This window comes from Undibacterium sp. FT79W, from assembly GCF_014284215.1.
In the GTDB taxonomy this organism is placed as follows: domain Bacteria; phylum Pseudomonadota; class Gammaproteobacteria; order Burkholderiales; family Burkholderiaceae_D; genus Undibacterium; species Undibacterium aquatile.
In genome coordinates this window covers 164,768-186,143 of the sequence record NZ_JACOGB010000007.1, presented here as the reverse complement: position 1 = coordinate 186,143, position 21,376 = coordinate 164,768, and the positions used below count along the sequence as shown (strand labels likewise).

Annotated in this window: 16 protein-coding genes; 7 read left to right on the top strand and 9 right to left on the bottom strand. The window is 49.8% G+C overall.

Going from position 1 to position 21,376, the window contains the following annotated elements; translation table 11 throughout:
- Positions 1-4: 4 nt before the first annotated feature.
- From H8K38_RS14105 to H8K38_RS14080, 6 genes are all read right to left on the bottom strand, one after another.
- Positions 5-1,810, bottom strand: a complete 1,806-nt coding sequence (locus tag H8K38_RS14105; protein ID WP_222610863.1) for an ABC transporter ATP-binding protein — start codon at positions 1,808-1,810, stop codon at positions 5-7.
- Between the two features lie 110 nt (positions 1,811-1,920).
- Positions 1,921-3,459 carry a lysine--tRNA ligase gene (gene lysS, locus H8K38_RS14100; protein WP_186885468.1) on the bottom strand — a complete coding sequence of 513 codons (1,539 nt, stop codon included), beginning with the start codon at positions 3,457-3,459 and terminating at the stop codon, positions 1,921-1,923.
- A 119-nt stretch (positions 3,460-3,578) separates the two neighbouring features.
- Positions 3,579-4,683, bottom strand: a protein-coding gene (gene prfB / locus H8K38_RS14095) for a peptide chain release factor 2 (RefSeq protein WP_186885467.1) whose coding sequence is annotated in 2 segments (ribosomal slippage) — positions 3,579-4,601 and positions 4,603-4,683 — 1,104 coding nt in all. Because the reading frame shifts where the segments join, the coding sequence is not laid out codon by codon here.
- A 112-nt stretch (positions 4,684-4,795) separates the two neighbouring features.
- Positions 4,796-5,086, bottom strand: a complete 291-nt coding sequence (locus H8K38_RS14090; RefSeq protein ID WP_186885466.1) for a hypothetical protein — start codon at positions 5,084-5,086, stop codon at positions 4,796-4,798.
- Positions 5,087-5,245: 159 nt separating this feature from the next.
- Positions 5,246-7,489, bottom strand: a complete 2,244-nt coding sequence (locus H8K38_RS14085; RefSeq protein WP_255423002.1) for a YgiQ family radical SAM protein — start codon at positions 7,487-7,489, stop codon at positions 5,246-5,248.
- A 176-nt stretch (positions 7,490-7,665) separates the two neighbouring features.
- On the bottom strand, positions 7,666-8,094 hold the full coding sequence (locus tag H8K38_RS14080) for a ribonuclease HI family protein (RefSeq protein ID WP_186885464.1): 429 nt from the start codon (positions 8,092-8,094) through the stop codon (positions 7,666-7,668).
- Between the two features lie 143 nt (positions 8,095-8,237).
- Between H8K38_RS14080 and H8K38_RS14075 the strand changes: the two genes are divergently transcribed.
- The 4 genes from H8K38_RS14075 to H8K38_RS14060 all read left to right on the top strand — a co-directional run bounded on the left by H8K38_RS14075 (position 8,238) and on the right by H8K38_RS14060 (position 13,346).
- Entirely contained in the window at positions 8,238-9,197 is a 960-nt protein-coding gene (locus H8K38_RS14075; protein ID WP_186885463.1) for a glyoxylate/hydroxypyruvate reductase A, read from the top strand.
- 263 nt (positions 9,198-9,460) lie between these two features.
- A complete protein-coding gene (locus H8K38_RS14070; protein ID WP_186885462.1) occupies positions 9,461-10,852 on the top strand; it encodes an MBOAT family protein in 1,392 nt (463 codons plus the stop codon).
- Between the two features lie 8 nt (positions 10,853-10,860).
- A complete protein-coding gene (locus tag H8K38_RS14065; protein WP_186885461.1) occupies positions 10,861-12,135 on the top strand; it encodes a DUF459 domain-containing protein in 1,275 nt (424 codons plus the stop codon).
- The gene (locus H8K38_RS14060) at positions 12,132-13,346 is read left to right on the top strand and encodes an SGNH/GDSL hydrolase family protein (RefSeq protein WP_186885460.1); all 1,215 of its coding nucleotides are present in this window, start codon (positions 12,132-12,134) and stop codon (positions 13,344-13,346) included. Before H8K38_RS14065 ends, H8K38_RS14060 begins: the two co-directional genes overlap by 4 nt.
- A 181-nt stretch (positions 13,347-13,527) precedes the next feature.
- On the opposite strand, the gene H8K38_RS14055 is transcribed toward H8K38_RS14060, so the two are convergent.
- Together H8K38_RS14055 and H8K38_RS14050 are read right to left on the bottom strand one after the other, a co-directional pair.
- Positions 13,528-13,746 carry a hypothetical protein gene (locus tag H8K38_RS14055; RefSeq protein ID WP_186885459.1) on the bottom strand — a complete coding sequence of 73 codons (219 nt, stop codon included), beginning with the start codon at positions 13,744-13,746 and terminating at the stop codon, positions 13,528-13,530.
- Between the two features lie 41 nt (positions 13,747-13,787).
- Positions 13,788-14,042, bottom strand: coding sequence for a hypothetical protein (locus H8K38_RS14050; RefSeq protein WP_186885458.1), 255 nt, complete (start codon positions 14,040-14,042; stop codon positions 13,788-13,790).
- 703 nt (positions 14,043-14,745) lie between these two features.
- Here H8K38_RS14050 and H8K38_RS14045 point away from each other — a divergent pair.
- Both H8K38_RS14045 and H8K38_RS14040 read left to right on the top strand, forming a co-directional pair.
- The gene (locus H8K38_RS14045) at positions 14,746-16,140 is read left to right on the top strand and encodes a GGDEF domain-containing protein (protein WP_255422985.1); all 1,395 of its coding nucleotides are present in this window, start codon (positions 14,746-14,748) and stop codon (positions 16,138-16,140) included.
- A 178-nt stretch (positions 16,141-16,318) separates the two neighbouring features.
- A complete protein-coding gene (locus H8K38_RS14040) occupies positions 16,319-16,837 on the top strand; it encodes a hypothetical protein (protein WP_222610861.1) in 519 nt (172 codons plus the stop codon).
- Between the two features lie 58 nt (positions 16,838-16,895).
- Here the strand turns inward: H8K38_RS14040 and H8K38_RS14035 are convergent, their stop codons facing one another.
- Positions 16,896-20,033, bottom strand: a complete 3,138-nt coding sequence (locus H8K38_RS14035; RefSeq protein ID WP_186885457.1) for an EAL domain-containing protein — start codon at positions 20,031-20,033, stop codon at positions 16,896-16,898.
- A gap of 719 nt (positions 20,034-20,752) precedes the next feature.
- Here H8K38_RS14035 and H8K38_RS14030 point away from each other — a divergent pair.
- Positions 20,753-21,367, top strand: a complete 615-nt coding sequence (locus tag H8K38_RS14030) for a LysE family translocator (protein ID WP_186885456.1) — start codon at positions 20,753-20,755, stop codon at positions 21,365-21,367.
- The last annotated feature ends 9 nt before the right edge of the window (positions 21,368-21,376 follow it).

Below are 21,376 nucleotides of genomic sequence, written 5' to 3'. Positions count from 1 at the left end.
ATCATTACGTGGCTGATTGTGTTTGACCTTGTGTGCGTTCGCCTGTTTGCAGACGCCACAGTGCTGCATAGCCAGCATTTAATTTCAGTAAATCGTCATGGGTGCCACTTTCGACAATTCGGCCCGCTTCCAGCAAATAGATACAATCGGCCTGTCTCACCGTTGACAACCTGTGTGCGATGACGATGGTGGTGCGGTCACGACTGACGACATCGAGACTGCGCTGTATTGCGGCTTCGGTTTCATTGTCAACTGCGCTGGTTGCTTCATCGAGAATCAAGACCGGTGGATTTTTTAAGATTGCCCTTGCCAGTGCCAGCCGTTGGCGCTGGCCGCCGGAAAGTTTCTGCCCGCGCTCGCCGATACGGGTGGCAAAACCCAGAGGTAGCTTGCTGATAAATTCAGTCGCTTCCGCCGCCTGAGCGGCAGCGGCAATCGCTGTTTCTGTCACGTTGTCTGAGCCGTAGGCAATGTTGTCAGCGATGGTGCCATCGGTTAAAAAACTATCTTGTGCAACGTAACCGATCAGACGACGTAAATCTTGCAAATTCACGCTATCGGTCGCAACGCCATCAATAAAAATTTTTCCGCTTTGCGGTGTGTAGAATCGCAATAACAGTTTGACCAGTGTTGACTTTCCGGAGCCGGTAGAACCGACGAAGGCGATAGTTTTGCCAGCCGGAATTTCGAGGTTGATATTGTGCAAGGTTTGTTGCTCGCCATAGGTAAACCCAACTGCGTCGAAACGGATATGCCCCTTCACATCGGCAGCCGGCAAGTGTTGTCCTTCGTAGGTGATGTTGATTTTCGTATCGAGCAAATTCATGGCGCGGTCAATGGCTGACATCGAGCGTTGATACATATCCGCCACCTCTGCCAGGCTGGTCATCGGCCATAACAGGCGTTGCGTCAGATAGACCAGTACTGAATATGCGCCGACTGCCAGCTCATCATGCAGGGTCAGCCAGCCGCCGTACACCAGCGTCGCGGTGAAGCCTGCCAGAATTGCCATCCGGATAACCGGGGTAATAGCAGCGCTGACCGCAATTGCCCGCGCATTGGCTTCACGATAAGTATTGCTGGCTTCGGCAATGTGATTTTTTTCAAAATCTTCGGTGGCAAACGCTTTGATCGTGGCCAACCCGAGCAGGTTATTGTTCAGGCGGGCGCTGACATCGCCAGCTGCTTCGCGGACTTCGGCGTAACGCGGGGCCAGCCGTTTCTGGAACCAGAATGCACCGAACAGAATTGCCGGTACTGGCAGCAGGGAAATGATCGCTAACGAAGGTTGCAGCACAAAGAAGACAGCGCTGACCATCACGGAAGAGCAGATCACCTGAATGATCTGATTCGCGCCACCGTTCAGAAAACGTTCCATCTGATTGATGTCTTCGTTCAGCACCGACATCAGATTGCCGGTACGCTGATCTTCAAAATATGCCATCTCCAGTTTTTGTACGTGGTCGTACGTGTCGAGACGTAAATCATGCTGCAGGTTCTGCGCCAGCTTGCGCCATTTCAGCGACAGCAAATATTCAAACCAGGATTCACCCATCCATATAAACGCATTGACCACGCCCAGAAACACCAACTGGTGCCAGGTTTCCGTAATGCCGAAGCCGCCCAGCACACGTTTAGCAAGGAAGCTTTTTTCGCCATTGACGACGATATCGACTGCCACGCCGATCAGCACTTCCGGCAGCACATCAAAAAATTTGTTCAGTATCGAATACAGTGTCGCCAACCGTAGATCAGTTTTATAAGCACTGGCGTAGTGCAGTAATTTTTTAAGCGGATGTATTACTGGCATGGTATGTTGCTCAATCTGAGTAATTCACGTAAATGAAAGAAACAAAAAAGGGACTGCTTGATACAGTCCCTTTTCGTTACTTACGGTGTGTTTCGCTATCGTACCTGAGATCAGTCTTCGCGGCGCAGATGCGGGAACAGAATCACGTCACGGATATTCGGCGAATCAGTAATCAACATCATCAGACGATCAATGCCGATACCGCAGCCGCCGGTCGGTGGCAGGCCATATTCGAGTGCGCGGATGTAATCAGCGTCGTAGTACATCGCTTCTTCGTCGCCCGCATCTTTGGCGGCAACCTGCGCCTGGAAGCGCGCTGCCTGATCTTCGGCATCGTTCAATTCCGAGAAACCGTTCGCGATTTCGCGGCCAGTCATGAACAGCTCGAAACGCTCGGTGATGCCGGGAACAGTATCAGAAGCACGTGCCAGTGGCGACACTTCGACTGGGTAGTCGATGATGTACGTCGGATTCCACAACTGTGCTTCGGCAGTTTCTTCAAACAGCGCCAGTTGCAAGGCACCAAGTCCAGCAGTAGCAAACGGTTTGACACCGAATTTTAGCAATTCAGCCTTGATGAATTCAGCATCGTGCAATTGTTCTTGCGTGTATTGCGGTGCGTATTTATTGATTGCGCCGACGATAGTCAGGCGCTCAAATGGTTTCGACAGATCAAGTTCTTTACCCTGATACGTCAGCACTGCTGTGCCGTGTGCGTCTTCTGCGGCTTTGCGAATGACTTGTTCAGTGAAGTCCATCAGCCATTTGTAATCGACATAGGCTGCGTAGAATTCCATCATCGTGAATTCAGGATTGTGACGCGGCGATACGCCTTCGTTACGGAAATTACGGTTAACTTCGAATACGCGGTTAAAGCCGCCGACGACCAGTCGTTTCAGATACAGCTCAGGCGCGATACGCAGGTACATTTCCATGTCCAGCGCATTGTGATGCGTAATGAAAGGCTTGGCTGCCGCACCACCTGGGATTACATGCAGCATCGGTGTTTCGACTTCCATGAATTCATGGCTGGCCATGAAATTACGGATCGATGTCATTGCCGCAGTACGTGCTTTGAAGGTGCGGCGCGTGTCTTCGCTCATGATCAGGTCAACATAGCGCTGACGGTATTTGGTTTCCTGATTTGCCAGACCGTGGAATTTATCTGGCAGAGGGCGCAGGGACTTGGTCAGCAAACGCAAGGTCGTGACTTTAACGGTCAGCTCATCCGTTTTGGTTTTGAACAGCACACCTTCAACACCGAGGATGTCGCCCAGATCGTAATGGCGGAAGGCTTCCATCGCCTCTTCACCGGTTTTATCCAGCGTCACATACAACTGTATGCGGCCATCAGCCTTCAGGCCGGACGCATCTTGCAAGGTCGCGAAAGCGGCTTTTTTACCAGCTTCGCGCTTAAGCATCATGCGGCCAGCAACGCTGACTTCGACATTCATCGCTTCCAGCTCTTCGCGGCCTATCGTGCCATACTGCTCTTGCAGGCTGGCGGCTTTATGTTGCGGGCGGAAGTCGTTAGGGAAGGCAATGCCTTTGGTACGGATAGCATCGAGCTTGGCACGGCGTTCCGCGATGATGGAATTTTCATCGACCGGCAATTCGCTGGCAGCGGTTTGATTATTCAGTTCTGACATAAGATTTCTCTCAGATTTCTCTTAGTTGTCCGGGCAGTTTGTCTGCCTGTTTGTTTTGTCGGCGCAATTTCAAATGCCGGAAATTGCGCCGTTGTACTTGCTTGTTACGTTCGATTTATTTAAACGCCTTGCTTCAATGAAGCAGCGATGAACTCATCAATGTCGCCATCGAGCACTGCTTTGGTATTACCTGTTTCAAAACCGGTACGCAGGTCTTTGATGCGGGACTGATCGAGTACGTACGAGCGAATCTGATGACCCCAGCCGACATCGGTTTTGGAATCTTCCAGATTTTGTTTTTCGCTCATGCGTTTGCGCAATTCGAGTTCAAACAATTTCGCTTTCAGCATTTCCCAGGCTTCCGCACGGTTGCGATGCTGGCTGCGATCATTCTGACATTGAACAACAATGCCTGATGGGCCATGTGTCAGACGAACGGCAGAATCAGTTTTATTAATATGCTGACCACCAGCACCGGAGGCGCGATAAGTATCGGTGCGCACATCGGCTGGATTGATGTCGATCTCAAATGAATCATCTACTTCTGGGTAAACGAACAAGCTTGAAAACGAAGTGTGGCGGCCATTATTTGAGTCAAATGGTGACTTGCGCACCAAGCGATGTACGCCTGTTTCTGTGCGCAGGAAACCGTACGCATAGTCGCCTTCAACTTTCAGGGTAGCCGTCTTGATGCCGGCAACATCACCATCGGATTGTTCAAGAATTTCCACCTTGAAGCCTTTGCGTTCGCAATAACGCAAATACTGGCGCAACAGCATCGATGCCCAATCCTGTGCCTCGGTTCCGCCAGCACCCGCCTGGATATCGATGAAGCAGTTGTTCGGGTCCATGGGGTTGTTGAACATGCGGCGGAATTCCATACCTTCGATCAGGCCGCGCAAATGCTGCGCGTCGGTTTCGATGGATTCCAGCGTATCGTCGTCGTTTTCTTCTTTCGCCATAGCAAACAGATCGTTCGCATCGCGCAAGCCGGATTCCGCTTCGGTCAGCGTGTTGACAACGGCTTCAAGGGATTTTTTTTCTTTGCCCAGATCCTGCGCTCGCTTAGGATCGTTCCAGACCGTTGGGTCTTCTAATTCGGCGTTAACTTGTTCGAGTTTCTCTGACTTGATATCGAAGTCAAAGATACCTCCGTAGTTCGGCTTCACGGACCGTCAGGTCGGCAAGCAGGGATGACAGGCTATTGAGGCGTTCGGCTTCCATAATATTAGCTTTTCTTATGCAATCAAACCTTGCATTATACCTTGTACCGCGCCAAGAATACTGAATTTGCCTGCCTGCGGATGTTTATCTGATGCGCTTGTGCTCTATTACGTTACCAGACTGAAGTCGTGGTTGTCGGTTTTGCGTGGCGATGACTTTCAAACCATTTTGCCAGATGGTCTTTAAAGCAGCTTGGGCAAATATGATATTGAGTGAGTTTCGACTGGCCGCCGTTCGGAAACGATTCTTCCTCTTCCATAGAAATAGTGGTGTTAATTTTCTCGTATTCTTTTGTACCCCAGTTTTCATCCCACAGAGATTCTGCGCCACAGACATCGCAGGTAAGTTTGTCAAAGACTTCTTCAGTGTGTTCAAGAATCAGAACCGTTTTCATGTGTTTCATATTTCCTCCGTTGGATGATGTTGGAATCGAAGCAGCGATGAATTGATTCTACATCAGCCAATTGTGGTGAAGTGTCAGAAAAAGAAAAAAGCTGCGGAGCGGGTATGCTCGCAGCTTTGAAATAGACTTGTCCGATTTGCGCCGGATTGTGCCTGATTATTATCGTCTGCCTGATTTTGCTGGACTGGTTTTCGGTTTTGCTGATTTGTAAGCCAATGGCGGGCGGGCAGCTGTCGATGAGGCTGGCCTGGATGTGGTCGCGGCATTGCCACGCGCAACTGGCTTTTTGCCATAAGTATTGATTTTTGGTGCAGCTACACGTCGCCCATTGGCTACACCGCTTTCATCGACAGTGACAGGGATTGCGGGCTGGCGAGGCGGTATCAGATGACGCGGGCTGCTGCCAATCAGATCGCGCCGTCCCATGCGTACCAAAGCTTCGTGGATGATTTCCCAATTTTCCGGCGCATGATAGCGCAACAGTGCTTTATGCAGTTTCCGGATTTTTCCTGAACGCGCTGTTTCCACGGCTTCAGAATCCGCACTGACTTTTTTGAGCGGATTTTTGCGGGTATGGTACATCGTCGTCGCCAGTGCCATCGGCGTTGGCATAAACGTTTGTACCTGATCGAGTTTGAAGTCGTTTTTCTTGAGCCAGATCGCGAGGTTCACCATGTCTTCATCGGTGGAGCCTGGATGTGCAGCAATGAAATAAGGAATCAGATATTGTTCCTTATTCGCTTCGCGCGAATATTTTTCAAACATCTGCTTGAATTCATCGTAGCTGCCGATGCCTGGCTTCATCATTTTCGATAAAGTATCCGCCTCAGTATGTTCAGGTGCGATTTTTAATAAACCGCCAACGTGATGCGTTACCAGTTCTTTCACATATTCTGGGGAACGTACAGCGAGGTCATAACGCAGTCCGGAACTGATCAGAATTTTCTTCACGCCCGGTATCGCCCGTGCTTTGCGATAAATCGAGATTAATTTGCTGTGATCGGTGCCGAGGTTTGTACAAATTGATGGATAAACGCAAGAAAGCCGGCGGCAGGATTCTTCGATTTTTTTATCTTTGCAGGCGAGACGATACATATTCGCCGTTGGGCCACCCAGATCAGAGATGGTGCCGGTAAAGCCTTTGACTTTGTCGCGTATTTCTTCGATTTCGCGAAGAATAGAAGGTTCTGAGCGGCTTTGTATGATGCGACCTTCGTGCTCGGTAATGGAGCAGAACGTGCAACCGCCAAAACAGCCACGCATGATGTTGATGGAAAAACGTATCATTTCCCAGGCTGGAATACGGGCTTTGCCATATGACGGATGCGGTGCACGTGCATAGGCGCGGTCGTAGACGCCGTCCATTTCATCCATCGCCAGCGGCAGCGGTGGTGGATTCAGCCAGACATCACGTTCACCATAGCCTTGTCGCAGCGCTTTGGCATTGCCGGGATTCGCTTCCAGGTGAAATACGCGTGATGCGTGCGCGTACATCACAGGGTCATCCTTGACTTCATCGAACGATGGCAGGCGTATCACCGATTTGTGTTGCTTATTCTTGAGCATCAATTGACGTTCTTCTCGGCTCATCATACGAACCGCCTGCTGCTTAACAACATCCGTTTTCACTTCCGTTGTTGCCGCTGTTTGCGCAGGATTTGTGTCCGTTGCACTATCGCCTTCACCCGTTGCGCATTTCGCGCCGTCTTCCGGTGTCATGGCGTACGGATCAGTGTGAGCTTCGACTTTTCCCGGCGTATCAATTTTGACGGAATTGATTTCTACCCATTCGTCATCCGGTAACCAGCCGCGTGGCACCATAAACGCCGTACCGCGCAAATCACGTATTTCTTTGATCGGTTCACCTGCTGCCAATCGGTGTGTCAGATCGATCAGTGCCCGTTCAGCGTTACCGAATAATAGTATGTCTGCCTTAGAGTCAGGCAAGACAGAGCGGCGCACTTTATCTGACCAGTAATCGTAATGGGCGATCCGGCGCAGACTGGCTTCGATACTGCCGATGACGACGTTGGCATCCGGAAAAGCTTCGCGCGCGCGTTGTGCATACACGACCAGCGCACGGTCAGGGCGTTTGCTGCGGTCGCCATCGGGTGTGTAGGCATCTTCCGAGCGGATTTTTCTGTCGGCAGTGTAGCGATTGACCATAGAATCCATATTGCCGGCAGTAACGCCAAAATACAGATTTGGCTTGCCGAGAGCGCGGAATGCGTCGGCCGAATGCCAGTCGGGCTGGCTGATGATGCCGACACGGAAGCCCTGATGTTCAAGTACGCGGCCAATCAAGGCCATGCCAAAGCTTGGGTGATCGATATAGGCATCGCCGGTGACCAGAATGACGTCACAACTGTCCCAGCCGAGCGCATCCATTTCAGCGCGTGACATAGGAAGAAAAGGTGCAGCGTTGTCACCACCAACTTCAGGGCGGAAACGTGGGCGTGAGAAGAGATTTTTAGGCAAAGGATTCATGGGCGCGATTGTACCGGAAAGCCTGCAACCTTGCCCGCTGGCCGATGAATTTATGCTGAAGAATCAAATGCTTGCGTACTTTAAACGGCGTATCAGGTGCGTAAAAGCTGGTCGGTTTCGATATTTTTATGTCGCGGCACCCATTTCAACTTTAATCGCGGCAAAGATTGCATCAGCTCCAGCGCCTGCTGGCGATAAGTAGATAGCAGTCTGGATGCCTTCGCTTCCACGGCCAGAACATCGTTGATCACAACCAGACTGTCTCCACGCAGCAGTACCGTTTGTGTTTCTGGCTGCGTCACTTGTTGTGTCAGTAGTGTCAAGGCTGCGATCAGTGCCTGATATTCGGCGTCGCTGCTGTCACCATGACCAATGTTGGCGGTGTGCTGTGTGACTTTGCCATCAGGACTATGCAGTATGCAGGCGATTTTGCAGTTGCCGGGATTCGGTTTTGCAGAGCCGTCAAACCAACCCAGCCAGTCGGCTTCGTGGGAATTTTTCAGAGAAGAAGAGGGCGGCATAAAAAGGGCGCTTGAATAGCTTAAGAGGTCGCTTGAGCACTCATTATATTCTGTGGGTAGGGCATTCATGGGAGATTGCGTCATTGCTGGCGCGTCGCGGTATGATCTTGCTTTGTTAAAAATCCAAAAAGAAGCACCATACAATGAAACCAGATCACGTCAGAATGCCGATTCCTTTTGTTGCTGCATCTGACTATACACAGACGAATGCCTGGGTGCAGGCCTTGCAGCAGGCGATGCCAGATGAACGAGTCGTCGCGTTTAATCAATTATCCGAAAGCGAAAAGCAAAGTGTGACGGTCGCGATTGTGGCGAACCCCGATCCGGCGAATTTACAGCAACTGCCCGCGCTGACGTGGGTGCATAGCGTCTGGGCCGGCGTAGAGCGTCTGGTGGCTGACCTTGGCCGGGGCCAGTTAAAGATCGTGCGCCTGGTCGATCCGCAACTGGCAGAAACGATGGCAGAAGCTGTGCTTGCCTGGACTTTATATCTGCACAGGGAGATGCCAGCCTATGCGCGACAGCAGAAAAATAGCCAATGGCTGGCGCGGGAATATATCCGGCCACAATCTAAAACGATCAGTTTGCTGGGGTTGGGTGCTTTAGGTGAGGCAGCGGCGAAACGCTTGCTGGCAGCGGGTTTTCAGGTGTGCGGCTGGAGTCGCAGTCAGAAAAATATTGCCGGAGTTGATTGTTTTTCAGGGGAAGCTGGTTTGTCTGCGATGTTCGCCCGAACCAATATTCTGGTTTGCCTGTTACCGCTGACACCGGACACCAGAGGCTTGTTGAATGCCGCGCGGTTGGCGCAGTTGCCTAAGGGGGCATCACTCGTGAATTTTGCTCGCGGTGCGATTGTGCAGGATGCAGATTTGCAGGATGCACTTAATACTCAGCATTTGCAGCATGCGGTGCTGGATGTGTTTGAAACGGAACCGTTGCCTATAGCAAGCTGGCATTGGCAGCATCCACAGGTCACAGTATTGCCGCATATTTCTGCTCCCACAGACAAGCAAACCGCCTCGGCGATTGTTGCGGGTAATGTTCGCCGTTATCGTGATGATGGCAGTTTACCGGTATTGGTGGATGTGGCTAAGGGGTATTGAGTAGGGTAAAAAGCGTATTAAAAGGGAGGGGACGTAAGACTAGTGTCCGTAAATCCTTGTCGCATCATTCACTGCAAATGGCTTGTGCAATCGCGATGCAACAAGATTGAAACAGCTTTGCGGGTTTCGGGCACGATTGTTGTGAAATGCATTGCGTAAAAATATTGAGATAATGTAAAGTCTTCCTCTTTGTTTTCCGCTGCTTATTGTCATTGCTGGCGGTTGATTGATTTTCGTTTGCGTATTTTGTCTCCGAACCTAGCATGAGTTACCTGTCGCCCGAATTTGCTGTTTGCTTTTTGTTGTTTCTATTACTTTACTGGGCGCTGGCACGTTGGAGTTCTGCACAAAAAGTCGCTTTGCTGCTCGCGTCCTACGCCGTGTATGCATCGCTGGACTGGCGTTTCAGCGCGACGCTGGCATGCTATACGGCGTCGCTATTACTGTTGCTCGCTGCGGCAAAGCGCTGGTCGCAGCACAGAAAAAAGCTGGCTGTTGCGGGTGTCACCGCATCAGTGATCAATCTGGCGGTTTTTAAATATTTTGATTTCTTTCGCGAGGGTTTTCAGCTCGCAGCTGCTGCGTTGCAGTCCGATTGGGTGATTCCTGCACTGGATATTATTCTACCTGTCGGTATTTCGTTTTATACGTTTCAAGCCATTGCCTATATCGTCGCGGTTGGTCGCAATGAGCGCGATCCTGCCAATCCGCTCGATAGCGCTTTGTACCTCGCGTTTTTCCCTACACTGATGGCGGGCCCTATCTGCCGTCCGGATACGTTGCTGGCGCAGATCGAAGAAAAAACCGTGCGTCAGATTCGTCAGCCTGACCGTATTTTCTGGTTATTACTTTCCGCATTGATTAAAAAAGTCTGGCTGGCAAGCTGGATTGCTACAACCTGGGTCAATCCGTTGTTTGCGAATCCCGATGCCTATCAGGGTGTCGAGCTGTTGTTAGGTATGTATGCGTTTGCGATTCAGATTTATTTTGACTTCAGCGGCTATTCCGATCTGGTCATTGCAATGGCGATGCTGCTTGGATACAAGTTAAATCAGAATTTTAATTTGCCTTATCTGGCCGTCAATCTGCGTGAATTCTGGCGGCGCTGGCATATCTCACTCTCGACCTGGATACGGGATTACGTATATATACCAATGGGGGGGAATCGTGGCGGCTGGTGGGCAACGCAACTGACCATTCTTACTTCCATGCTGATCAGCGGAATATGGCATGGCGCCAGTATTAAATATCTGATCTGGGGCGCATTGCACGGGCTGGGCATGGTTGCACAAAACGTGCTGGAAAAAATCACCGGTCGCAAAGCGGACGGCTTTCTCAGCGGTGTGATGACCTTTCATTTTGTCTGCGTTGCCTGGATATTTTTCCGTGCCGATGGTTGGCAGGAGGCGCTCAATTATCTGTCTGGCTTTACTCGTCACGGCGGCGCGATTGAACTCAATGTGCTTGGCGGATGTGCTTTGTTATTGTTATTTTTCTGGGTGTCATATTACTTTGAGCAAGTACGTGACAGCAGTCTGGGCTTATTAGAAAAAACGCCTTTGATATTAAAACCTGTGCTGCTTGCTTTTCTGGTGTTACTGATTAATTTGCTAGGGCCATCAGGGGTGCCAGCGTTTTTATATTATTCCTATTAAGAGCTTGCATGATGGCGAAGGTCAAAACAAGAGTAAAACCGAAAACCGGTACAGCGTTAAGAGCAACGAAAGTCGATACTGGTTCGATGCCGACATTGGCGGTCATCGCACTCACGTTGGGTTTATTGTTCTGGTTGCGGCAAGATGCGCTCGATATTTACTGGCAGCAGACGCGGCACGGAGAATTAGGGCTGACGCATCTGTCGGATGCCGAGTTATGGCACAGCGGAACGGACGTCACCAAAGTCGTATCGCGGACATTGAATCAGCAAATCGGCGCAATGGAGGAAACGCAGGAACGTCTGATGCTCGCGGCTAATGTGTTGTGGCTGGGTAAATCAGCGCTGATGCAAAAGGATGAACCGACACTAGCTGTAGCACAAAAAACACATACAACGAATGGCCTGACGTTGAAGGCGCACGCGGATGGGATTGCTGCCAACGTATCGACATCGCCCGTTGCCGGTAAAAAAACGAATAAAGACAGTGGCAGTGATGTCGGGCAAAGTCAGAAAGAATCAGATAAGGTCGCCAGCGTCAGCAGCGACGCGCAACAGCATACAACTGAAGCCGTGACCGAAACGGAAGAAAACCGGGCAGTTCCATTGACTCAGTTTGCGTCACTCAATGAAGATGGGCGTATCGTGCTCAGTCCCAGCGACAAAGTCTTGCTGGTCGGTGACTCCATGATGCAGGGCGTGGCGCCGCATGTCGCGCGGGCACTGCAAAATGGGAATGTGAAGTCATTGGATCTGAGTCGTCAGAGTACGGGGCTGACTTATCCCGGTTATTTTGACTGGCCAACGACGATTAAGAACACGATCAGCAAAGAACGCATTTCGGTGCTGGTGGTATTTCTTGGCGCGAACGATACCTGGGATATGGTGTTTGGCAACAAATATGAACGCTTCGGCAGCGAGAAATGGCAATCGACCTACGCGTCCAGAGTGGAAAGTATCGTCCGATATGCGCATGCGCAGCATATACGCGTGATCTGGCTGGGTGCGCCGAATATGGGGCGGGAAAATATCAACCGCGGTGTGAAGGTATTGAATCAATTATTTTCTGCGGCGATCAAAGATAGTGCTTCGCGCTATTTATCGACCCGTGAGCTATTAAGCGATAATGCCGAGACCTATCAGAAAGCGATTACGAGGGAGGATGGAAAAAGTGTGACTGTCCGCAACGAAGACGGCATCCATTTCACCCGTGCCGGACAGAAAATTCTGAGTGATCTGATTTTGCGTCAGTTTGCTTTACCAACAGTGAGTAAGCCTTTGTGATCAATCCTTTTTTGTTCGGACGTCTGGCGTCTGTTTTGCTGACGTTCTGTCTTTTTTCATCCGCTGTGGAGGCGACGGTATTGCAGGATTATGGCGATCCGAATGCAGCGCGGCTCTGGCGTCAACTGGCGGCATTGGAACGTGGTGAAAGTAAGGATGTCATTCATATTCTGCAATTAGGCGACTCTCATACCGGCGGCGATTATTTTACCCAGGCGTATCGCGAGCGTTTGCAGCAGCGTTTCGGCAATGCGGGCATAGGCTGGATTACGCCAGGTTATGTTAAAAACCAGCGTTCTGCGCAGGTCTTGATGAAAATGGCAGGACAGTGGAACACCCGTATCAGCCGTGCGAATCCGGAAAATTTTCCGCTTGGCGGTGTTGCCAGCATGCCGTCTTCAGGCGCTTACATGGAAATTTTACCGAAGCAGCCTTTGAATGGTGTTTACCGTGTCAGCATCTGGTCGCGCAAAGTGTCTGATCAAGCCGCAGGCGGCTGGAAACTGGCTTTTCCCGATGGCGATATCCGCGATCTGGCACCACCAGCGGGCAATGATTGGCAGGTCAGCTACGTGATCGGCAGCGGCGCGGAACTGAATAGTTTGTTTCTGCGTTCCGAGGGTAATCCGGCGGAGCTGGGCGGCATTGCAATTGATGCGATTGCACCGGGCGTCAGCGTTGATGCGCTGGGTATCGTCGGGGCAACGCAACGGGTGATCAGTCGTTGGCAACCGGAAGCGGTGCGCGATCAGCTGCGCTGGCGTCGTCCGCAATTGCTGATTTTGTCGTATGGAACAAACGAAGCGTTTGACAGTAAACCTGACTTTGACGCTTACCGGCTGGACTTGCAAACGACGATACGACAATTGCGCAGCGCTGCGCCTGAGGCGGCGATTTTATTGATCGGCGCGCCGAATTCAGCGAAAAAGACCGGGCCTGGCGAGAGTGCAGGGTGCCGTTATAAATTGCCAATGGCATTGCGTACCGTGCAGACCATACAGCGTGAAACGGCGGTCGCTGAAAAATTATTGTACTGGGATTGGGCGGCGGCGATGGGCGGTGATTGCGCGATACAACGCTATGCTGAAGCCAACCCGCCACTGGCGCGACCAGATCTGGTGCACTTTACGGAAGATGGTTACGCCCGCAGCGGCAATGCTTTGTATGAAGCGCTGATGCAGAAATATCAGCAACACCGTTCTGCCAGATAAATGCGCTGACAGCATTCAGAAGGCTGCTATCCGACCCCATAAGTGACTAAAAACAGGGGAGTATCTGCCGATTTTGCCTTAATGTCTCAGTAAATAAAGGGGGTTAAAATATACTCCCCCCAGTATATTTTTCTGATTTTTTAGTATTTTTTGCTTCTGGATGATGAAAATCTGGATTGAATCAGTCGCGCCATTGTCCTGTTGCGATTCTGTGTTTTGCCTCGCGGATAACTTCTTCATCAGCTTGCGGCTCGGTCTGACAGATCATGTCAAGCTCCAGTACGCCGCCTTCTTCCCCGGTCAGTAAATTCCTGATCGTGGCATATGGTGCGATCGCCGCGGTGTCCTGAATATCATGCTCAAAGGTGATCTCGAAATTTCCGGTTTTAAACGTTCTCAAGATGGTTTCCTTTCAGGTGTTAAAGCCTGTCGGCGTTGTCTTCAGGATTGCTGAACCCAGCCGATTTCGATATCGGCGCTGTGCAGATAATAACCTTCGCTCTCTATGCCCGCGATTGCTGCTGCAACATCCAGAGCCACAGGTTTGACCAGCCCCAATGTGTCGAAGCCGCGCTGTATCAGCCGGACATCGGCATAATCAGGGTCTTCCAGATTTAATAGTTTGATGTCGGTATTGGCAGCGACAGACAGGTGCTTTTTGGGCTGAGCGACACTCTGATAAATATCAATTTGCATATTTCCCTCAAAAAAATGATGGGTGGCTGCGTGCATTCAGAAAAGATCAAAAGGTCATATCTTGCCAGAACAATTTGAATACTGACGAAAATAAAGGATACAGTTTTATGTCCTTGTTGTGATCATGTCTTTTGTTCGTTTGTGGTTTATCTGACTGATCAGTATCACCGCGTCGTATGTCGCACTTTACCTGAGTTATTTCGGTAACTCGTCATTAAGTAAAATGCAACGCTGCGCAGCGTTGTGATGTAGAACGCAGATATTTCTCCTGGCACAATGGTTTGCAATTCATTTCTGTACTTTTGAATATAATTTCTACCAACCTTCCTTCGACAGGTACGTCACCTCGTTGGCGAAGTGTTTCTTGCCAAATCTTATTGGCGAACGATACAAGCTTGTTTTCGTTTTTTCTTCAGAATGGTCGTGGTTTGAGTTGTCAGTACAGGCGGTTAATACGCTGCTGAATGCCCTCATTACGCCAGTTGCTTGTTGCTGGGTATTTGCCGATTGAACACTGTGCGAATCGGCATAACGTTCATCAACGTTGATCTTCACATGCAATATCACGCATCAAGTGGCCCAAAATTTTTCGTCATTTTTCGGATAATTCAAATTGAATTTCATTTCAAAAAATCAAGTTATCTCAAAATTCCTATCAGACTATGGCGCTTTGCTTTTATTGCTAAGCATAGTCGGTACATGGTTGACTGTTGATTTTTATCAGGAGCGCGAGCAAATTATCGAAGAGTCAAAGAAGCTTGCAATCAACAAGAGTCAGTTGGTTGGCAGTTCTGTCGGTGAGTTGTTTCTTGTCACAGATTACGTGCTGCGCGACATCATTGGCAGACTCGATGTCGTTAAAGATTTGCAGTTAACTAGCAAGGATAATGAAAGAAATATTCGCCTGACCGCAATTCTTTCGGAGAAACTCGAAACGGTCACAGGCCTCAGGGATTTCGCGGTATTGGATCGTGATTGCCGCATTGTGGCGACTGCAAAATCACCTTTCATCGGCGTTAACACCGGCCAACATTTTTGTGGAGGTGTGAAGGTGAGTCCGGGGCAAAGTACTCATATAAAGTATTTATCCGCTGAACAATCGATTTCAGGTCGGTCTGCTGTGTTGATGTCGCGTATCCTGGGGTCTGCCGACGGGGTCTTTCTTGGCGGTGTTGTGGCGGTGGTCGATCTGGCATTGGCACAAAAATGGATTGAAGCAATACATACCGAAGCAAATGATGTACTCGCCATTATGGATGCGGATGGCCTGCTGCTGGCAAACAAGCCGGCACAACCCGATGCGATAGGGAAACCTGTTCCCGTGCCAATGGCGCAGTTTTTTTACAGCCGGATTAATGACCCCACTTCATTCATCAATAATTCCCCCTACGATGGTCGCCGACGAATTACCGGGGTGAGTAAAGTGGAGCGCTTTCCGTTCATCACGATTGTTGGCTTTGACTATGACCGTGTGTTGAAGGCTTGGCGTTACAGAATGTGGCAGTTTGCCACTGGATTTCTGCTCTTGTGTATTTTCGCTGTAATCGCTTTGCGCGCGCATCACGAGGCATTGTGTCAACGCGAGAGAATGCGAAAACTTGCCACCACAGATGCACTAACGAATATTGCAAACCGTCGTCACATCATGGATATCGGGAACAGAGAATTTACCCGGGCGAGACGTTATACGCATTCGCTTTCAGTATTGATGCTGGATATTGATAAATTTAAGTTTATTAATGATCGTTGGGGGCATCCGGTTGGTGACCGGGTAATAAAAGAGTTGGCAAACTTGCTGACTATTACCGCCAGAGATCAAGATGTCAGCGGACGTTTGGGGGGCGAGGAATTTACGGTGATACTGCCGCATACTGATACAAGTGGCGCGAAAATCATTGCCGAACGCTTGCGTGTCGTCGTCGCTGAAGCGCAGGGCGTAAATCTGGATGACAATACCATTGTCCGTTTTACAGCCAGTATTGGCGTCGCTACATTGAATGTTGAAGATACATCTTTTGATATGTTATTGCAGCGGGCTGACAGGGCTTTATACAAAGCAAAAGAAAATGGGCGTAATCGCGTAGAAAGCGATAACTGATTTTGTTTCACTGGATGAGCTGATCGTGGCAACGGGTAGGTAAGTCGGTTTTGCTTTGTCCGTGGTGTTTTTGTTTATCAAACAGAGGAGAGGGTGTAGGATGCTGCACGTCGCCTGATGATTGCTTGCCATTGGCTGCAATCGGCATAACACGGTGTTGACAACACGTCGGTTTACCATGAAAACATTCAGCGTTTATTCCATCATAAAACAACTCGTCTTTTTTAGTTTTGCGGCCACTTTAAGCTCATGTGCCAGTTGGCATTCGGCAGATATCGCTGCGCTGCAAACGGAAAATGACGTGCTTGCCAAGCTGGGCAATCCTACCCATGTGTATCAGGATGGGCAAACCCATTTACTTGAGTACATGCGTGGTCGCAGAGCGCAGGCGACGCACATGGTCAGAGTTGCTGCCGACGGCAAAGTGCTTTCGTATGAACAAGTGCTGACAGACCAGAAGTTTGCCGAAATCAAACCGGGCGTATCTGATAAGGCGGCTGTGTTGAGAATGCTGGGCGCACCGTATGAAAATGTGTATTACTCCAGAGTCGGGCTGGAAGCGTGGTCGTATCCATACAAGGAAAGTGGTGTGTGGAATTCACTGATGGCAGTCTATTTCGATCACTCTGGCATTGTGCGCAAACTGGAAAATGGCTCAGATCCTGTGTTCGAGCCGCGTGAACACCGGCGTTTCTGATGGCGTTTGGTCAGCGGCAGTATTAAGCGGGGCCGCGTCATCCGCATGTGTATCGACTTTAATCGACGGTAAGCGTGCCGGATCGTTCAGTAAGCAAACGGCTTAGTTCGTCGGCTGGTAACGGATGGCTGAGTAGGTAGCCTTGCACTTCATCGCATCCATATTCGTTCAGACAGGCCAGTTGTTCTTTGGTTTCAACACCCTCGGCGATGACCGTCAGTTGCAGGTTGTGTCCGAGCTGAATGATGGTCTTGACAATGGCCGCACCATCGGCACTGGTCAGCATATCGCGCACAAACGACTGATCAATTTTCAGCTTATCGACGGCCAACTGCTTCAGGTAAGAGAGACTGGAGTAGCCAGTTCCAAAGTCATCGATCGATAATTTGACACCCAGATTTTTTAATCCGTGCAGGATGTTTATGGTGGCGCCGACATCTTGCAATAAAATCGATTCCGTCAGTTCCAGTTCAAGTTGATGCGGTGGCAAGCCAGACTTTGTGAGTGCATTGGCAACCACATCCAGAATTTTGCCACGTTTGAACTGTAATGCCGACAGATTGACCGCGACGACCGGAGCGTCAGGATAGTCGCGTAACCAACTGGCGGCCTGACGGCATGCTTCGTTCAGTACCCATTCGCCGATAGGCACGATGTGACCACTGCGCTCTGCCAGGCTGATGAATTTGCCTGGCGAAATTAAGCCATCCACCGGATGTTGCCAGCGCAGCAGCGCTTCTGCACCGATGATTTTTCCGCTATGAATGTCGGACTGTGGCTGATAATGAATGCGGAATTCCTGATTGCGTAATGCATGTACCAATCCACCGGTCAGCCTGATCTGTTCTGTCAGGCCAGAATTCATCTCATGCGAGAAAAAGCAATAGGTGTTACGTCCAGCTTCTTTGGCGCTGTCGACAGCTGCATGGGTATGTTTGAGCAGCGTGTCGAAATCTTTCCCATCTTCAGGATATAAGCCGATACCGATAGAGCATGAAATATTCAGCGTATTGCCGTCGATATCAACAGGATCGATAAAAATATCGCTGATGGTATTCGCCATTCCAGCCACGCCGATTGCATCGCGTTTGCCAGTCAGAAGAACGACAAACTCATCGCCGCTCAGCCTGCTGATGGTAGCGGTTTCTGGTACGCACTGACGCAGTCGTTCCACGACTTTAATCAACACACGATCTCCGGTTGCGTAGCCGAGGCTGTCGTTGATGTGTTTAAAGTGATCAAGATCGAGATACAGCAGCGAGACCATTGTGTTTTCATTGTCAGCGATCATTGCCGCATGTTCGAAACGGTCTTGCAGCAGTGTCCGGTTTGGCAGGTGTGTCAAGGAGTCGAAGTTGGCCAGGAAATCCAGTTTCAACTTGGCTTCGGCGTGCGCGGCGCGGGTACGCAAGTTGATAATGCCAAACGCGAGATCGTTCGCGAGTTCCATCAGCAGCCTGATTTCTTCTGCATCGAAAGCGTTTGCTTCGCTGGAGTAGAGGGTGAGGGCGCCAATGGTATGTTCGTTATGAATCAACGGTAAACCTATGCTTGACCGGTAGCCGCGTTGTATCGCTGCCGTGCGCCATGGCCGCATTCTTTCGTCGGTTAATACATTTTGAATTGTCGTCGGTTCACCGGTTCTGATCGCAGAACCGACCGGCCCGCTGCCGAGTGCGTTGCCGCCCCAGGAAATATTGATGCCATCGAGATAGCCATTCTCGTAACCAGACTGTGCCACAGGCTTCACAGTCCGTGCATCGTCATATTCAGCATATCCGACCCACGCCATCAGATAGCCGCCACTTTCGACGCACAAGCGACTGATTTCATTGAGCAAGGTATGCTCGTCTTCAGCCCGTACGAGCGCCATGTTACAGTCGCTGAGCAAGCGCAAATCGCGATTGAGCCGTTTCAATGCCAGTTCGCTGAGTTTGCTGGCGGTGACGTCCTGCACTGTGCCGATTAAGTGCAGGACGTGTCCATCTTCCTGATAAAAAGGTTTACCACGCTCGTTGACGTATTTTATCTGCCCGTCTTTTAATAGTAAGCGACGGGTAATTTCATACGCGGTCTTGTTTTCAATGGCGTCGTTGTAACGGCGACTGAGCAAGACCCGGTCATCGGGGTGCGTCGCATCGACGAAAGAATGAGCTGAAGGCGTAAAAGTGTCGGGAGTCACTTCGTAAATACGGTACACCTCGTCGGACCAGATCACTTCGCCGGTGCTCCGGTTGATATCCCAGTTACCAATCTGCGCAAGTTGCTGGGCAATTTTCAGATTCACCTCGCTCTGACGCAGTTCTGCTTGCGCTGATTGGTGCTGATCTGTGATTTGTTTTAATTTGCTTTGCATTTCTGCCAGGCGGGCAAGCACGGAACCTTGCAGGCTTTCAGTCACAGCCAATGGTTTGCTGAAGTCGCCGTTGCCGATACGTGTAATCTCTTCATGGACCTCGCTAACCGAGCCGCCCATAATGACCCTGAGGGCGCGTGAGGTGCGGTAGAGCATCAGTAGTGATAGCACTGCCAGACCAATAAAGAGAATCCTGATTAACAATGCACGATGTTCTGCGTTGCTGACTGCGTTATTGGTTCGCGCTGTCATCAAACCATAAAAATCATCGATGGGCTTCATGATCGCTGCTTTAGCGTTCAGGTAAGCAAAATCGTGCAACATCTGACTTGCTTTTTCTTTGCCATTCTCAGATTGGCGCAATTGCATTGCTTCTCGTTCAGTTTGTGTCAAACGGTCTGAAAAAACCTTCGCTTTTGACAAAACACTGAGTTCTTGCTCGGTAAAACCTGCTTCTCGCATCAATTCCAGAAGTGGCTTCGTCTGTTTGCTTTCCGCTGTCGGTGGTGTTCCTGTCGCGAGCACCAGATCCCAATAGATGCCCCCATAGTTCACTGGTCTTGGTTTTTTACCATCACGGATATCCAGTATGTCCTGATAGTACTGCGACTGCCGGCGATCACCAGAAACAACATAAAGTTGCGCCATGCGTGTCAGGTCATCAGAAGACTGACGTAACTCATCGGCCAGAAGAAATGAGTTCAGTCGCTGTTCGTTCGCTGCATCGATTGTTTTTTCTGCGATGACGGACAGAGTGAACGTGCAGACCAAGATGACCAGTAACGACAGTGTGTACCAGATGTGGCGTTTAAACGAATTTGAATTGACAGTGGATGGCATAGGCAATCAGTTGATGTCGATTCGATAAAAAACTCAGGATTCGATGAAAATTTGATACCGGAAGGTTGTCGTAAATTTACGTTAAGTAGGAATAGTAGTGGAATCAGAGGGTAAAAAACTAAGGTACGGATATTTTTTTGCTGGAAGCCGGAGTCATGATAAATGATGGGGGGAAATCATTAATATTAATTTAATAATTTCAACTTTGCTCAATCCCGGGGTTTTTTATTTATTTCAGGGACGACGTAGTTGTGAAGTGATTTTGCAGGAAATATGCAGAAACTTCATTTCTGATGTGCGATTGCGGAGGGGGCGTGGATAAAAAAATAGCCCGCATTAGCGGGCTTAAATCCAAACCTTGACGGTGTTGGAGGAGACAGATGTAACTATACTGCACTGCAATAAATACGTAAAATCAAATATTTAGATAATAATCATTCATAAAATGCATAACTACCTGGTTCACGTTACTTTTCAGGCTGGTATGACAATCGATTGCGTCCGTTTGCCAGAATGAAAGCCGGCCGGTGGCGGTGCGAAGCGAAGTGCTCGTCCGCAATGAGCAATTCATTCTGATCAACGCTGTCAAAAATGATCAGAATCGCTTGTTTTCCTGCAAACAAAGAAATAAAGAAATGCTTGATTGCAAGTCAGGTTTTCTTTTAATGTGTAAAGCAAGACCATCATTTGGCGTATTGGCTTAATTTTAAGGATTTATCATGCTCGGCGTTACTGATTACGGCTCGTTTGTCATCGCATTTATTGTGTTACTGATTATTCCCGGGCCTGGTAATCTGGCGTTGATCACCTCGACCAGCAAAGGTGGTATCAAAGGCGGTCTGGCGGCAACGCTTGGTGTGATATTTGGCGATCAGGTCTTGCTCTGGATGGCAGTGGCTGGTGTTGCTGCAGTGCTGCATTCGTATCCGGCTGCTTTTCAGGCCGTGCAGTGGTTAGGTGCGGCGTACTTGATCTGGCTGGGATGCAAGATGTTGCTAGCCAAACCGGGTGTCGCGCCGGTGTTAAACATCAAGCCTCATCATTACATGCAACAGGCGCTGATGATTACCTTGCTCAATCCCAAAGCCATCGTGTTTTATATGGCTTTTTTCCCCTTATTTGTGGATCCGGTGCGCCATCAGGGGCTTATCACGTTTGGGTTTATGGCCACGACCATCGCGATTCTGACGTTCATTTATGGTTTGATTGCGGTGTTGCTGACACATTTTCTGGCGGAGCGCCTGCGTGCTAATCCTACAGTGACCCGTGTATTGGAAAAACTGGCAGGTTTATCACTGATCGGTTTTGGCCTGAAACTTGTTTCTTCGCGTTAGACTTTGTGT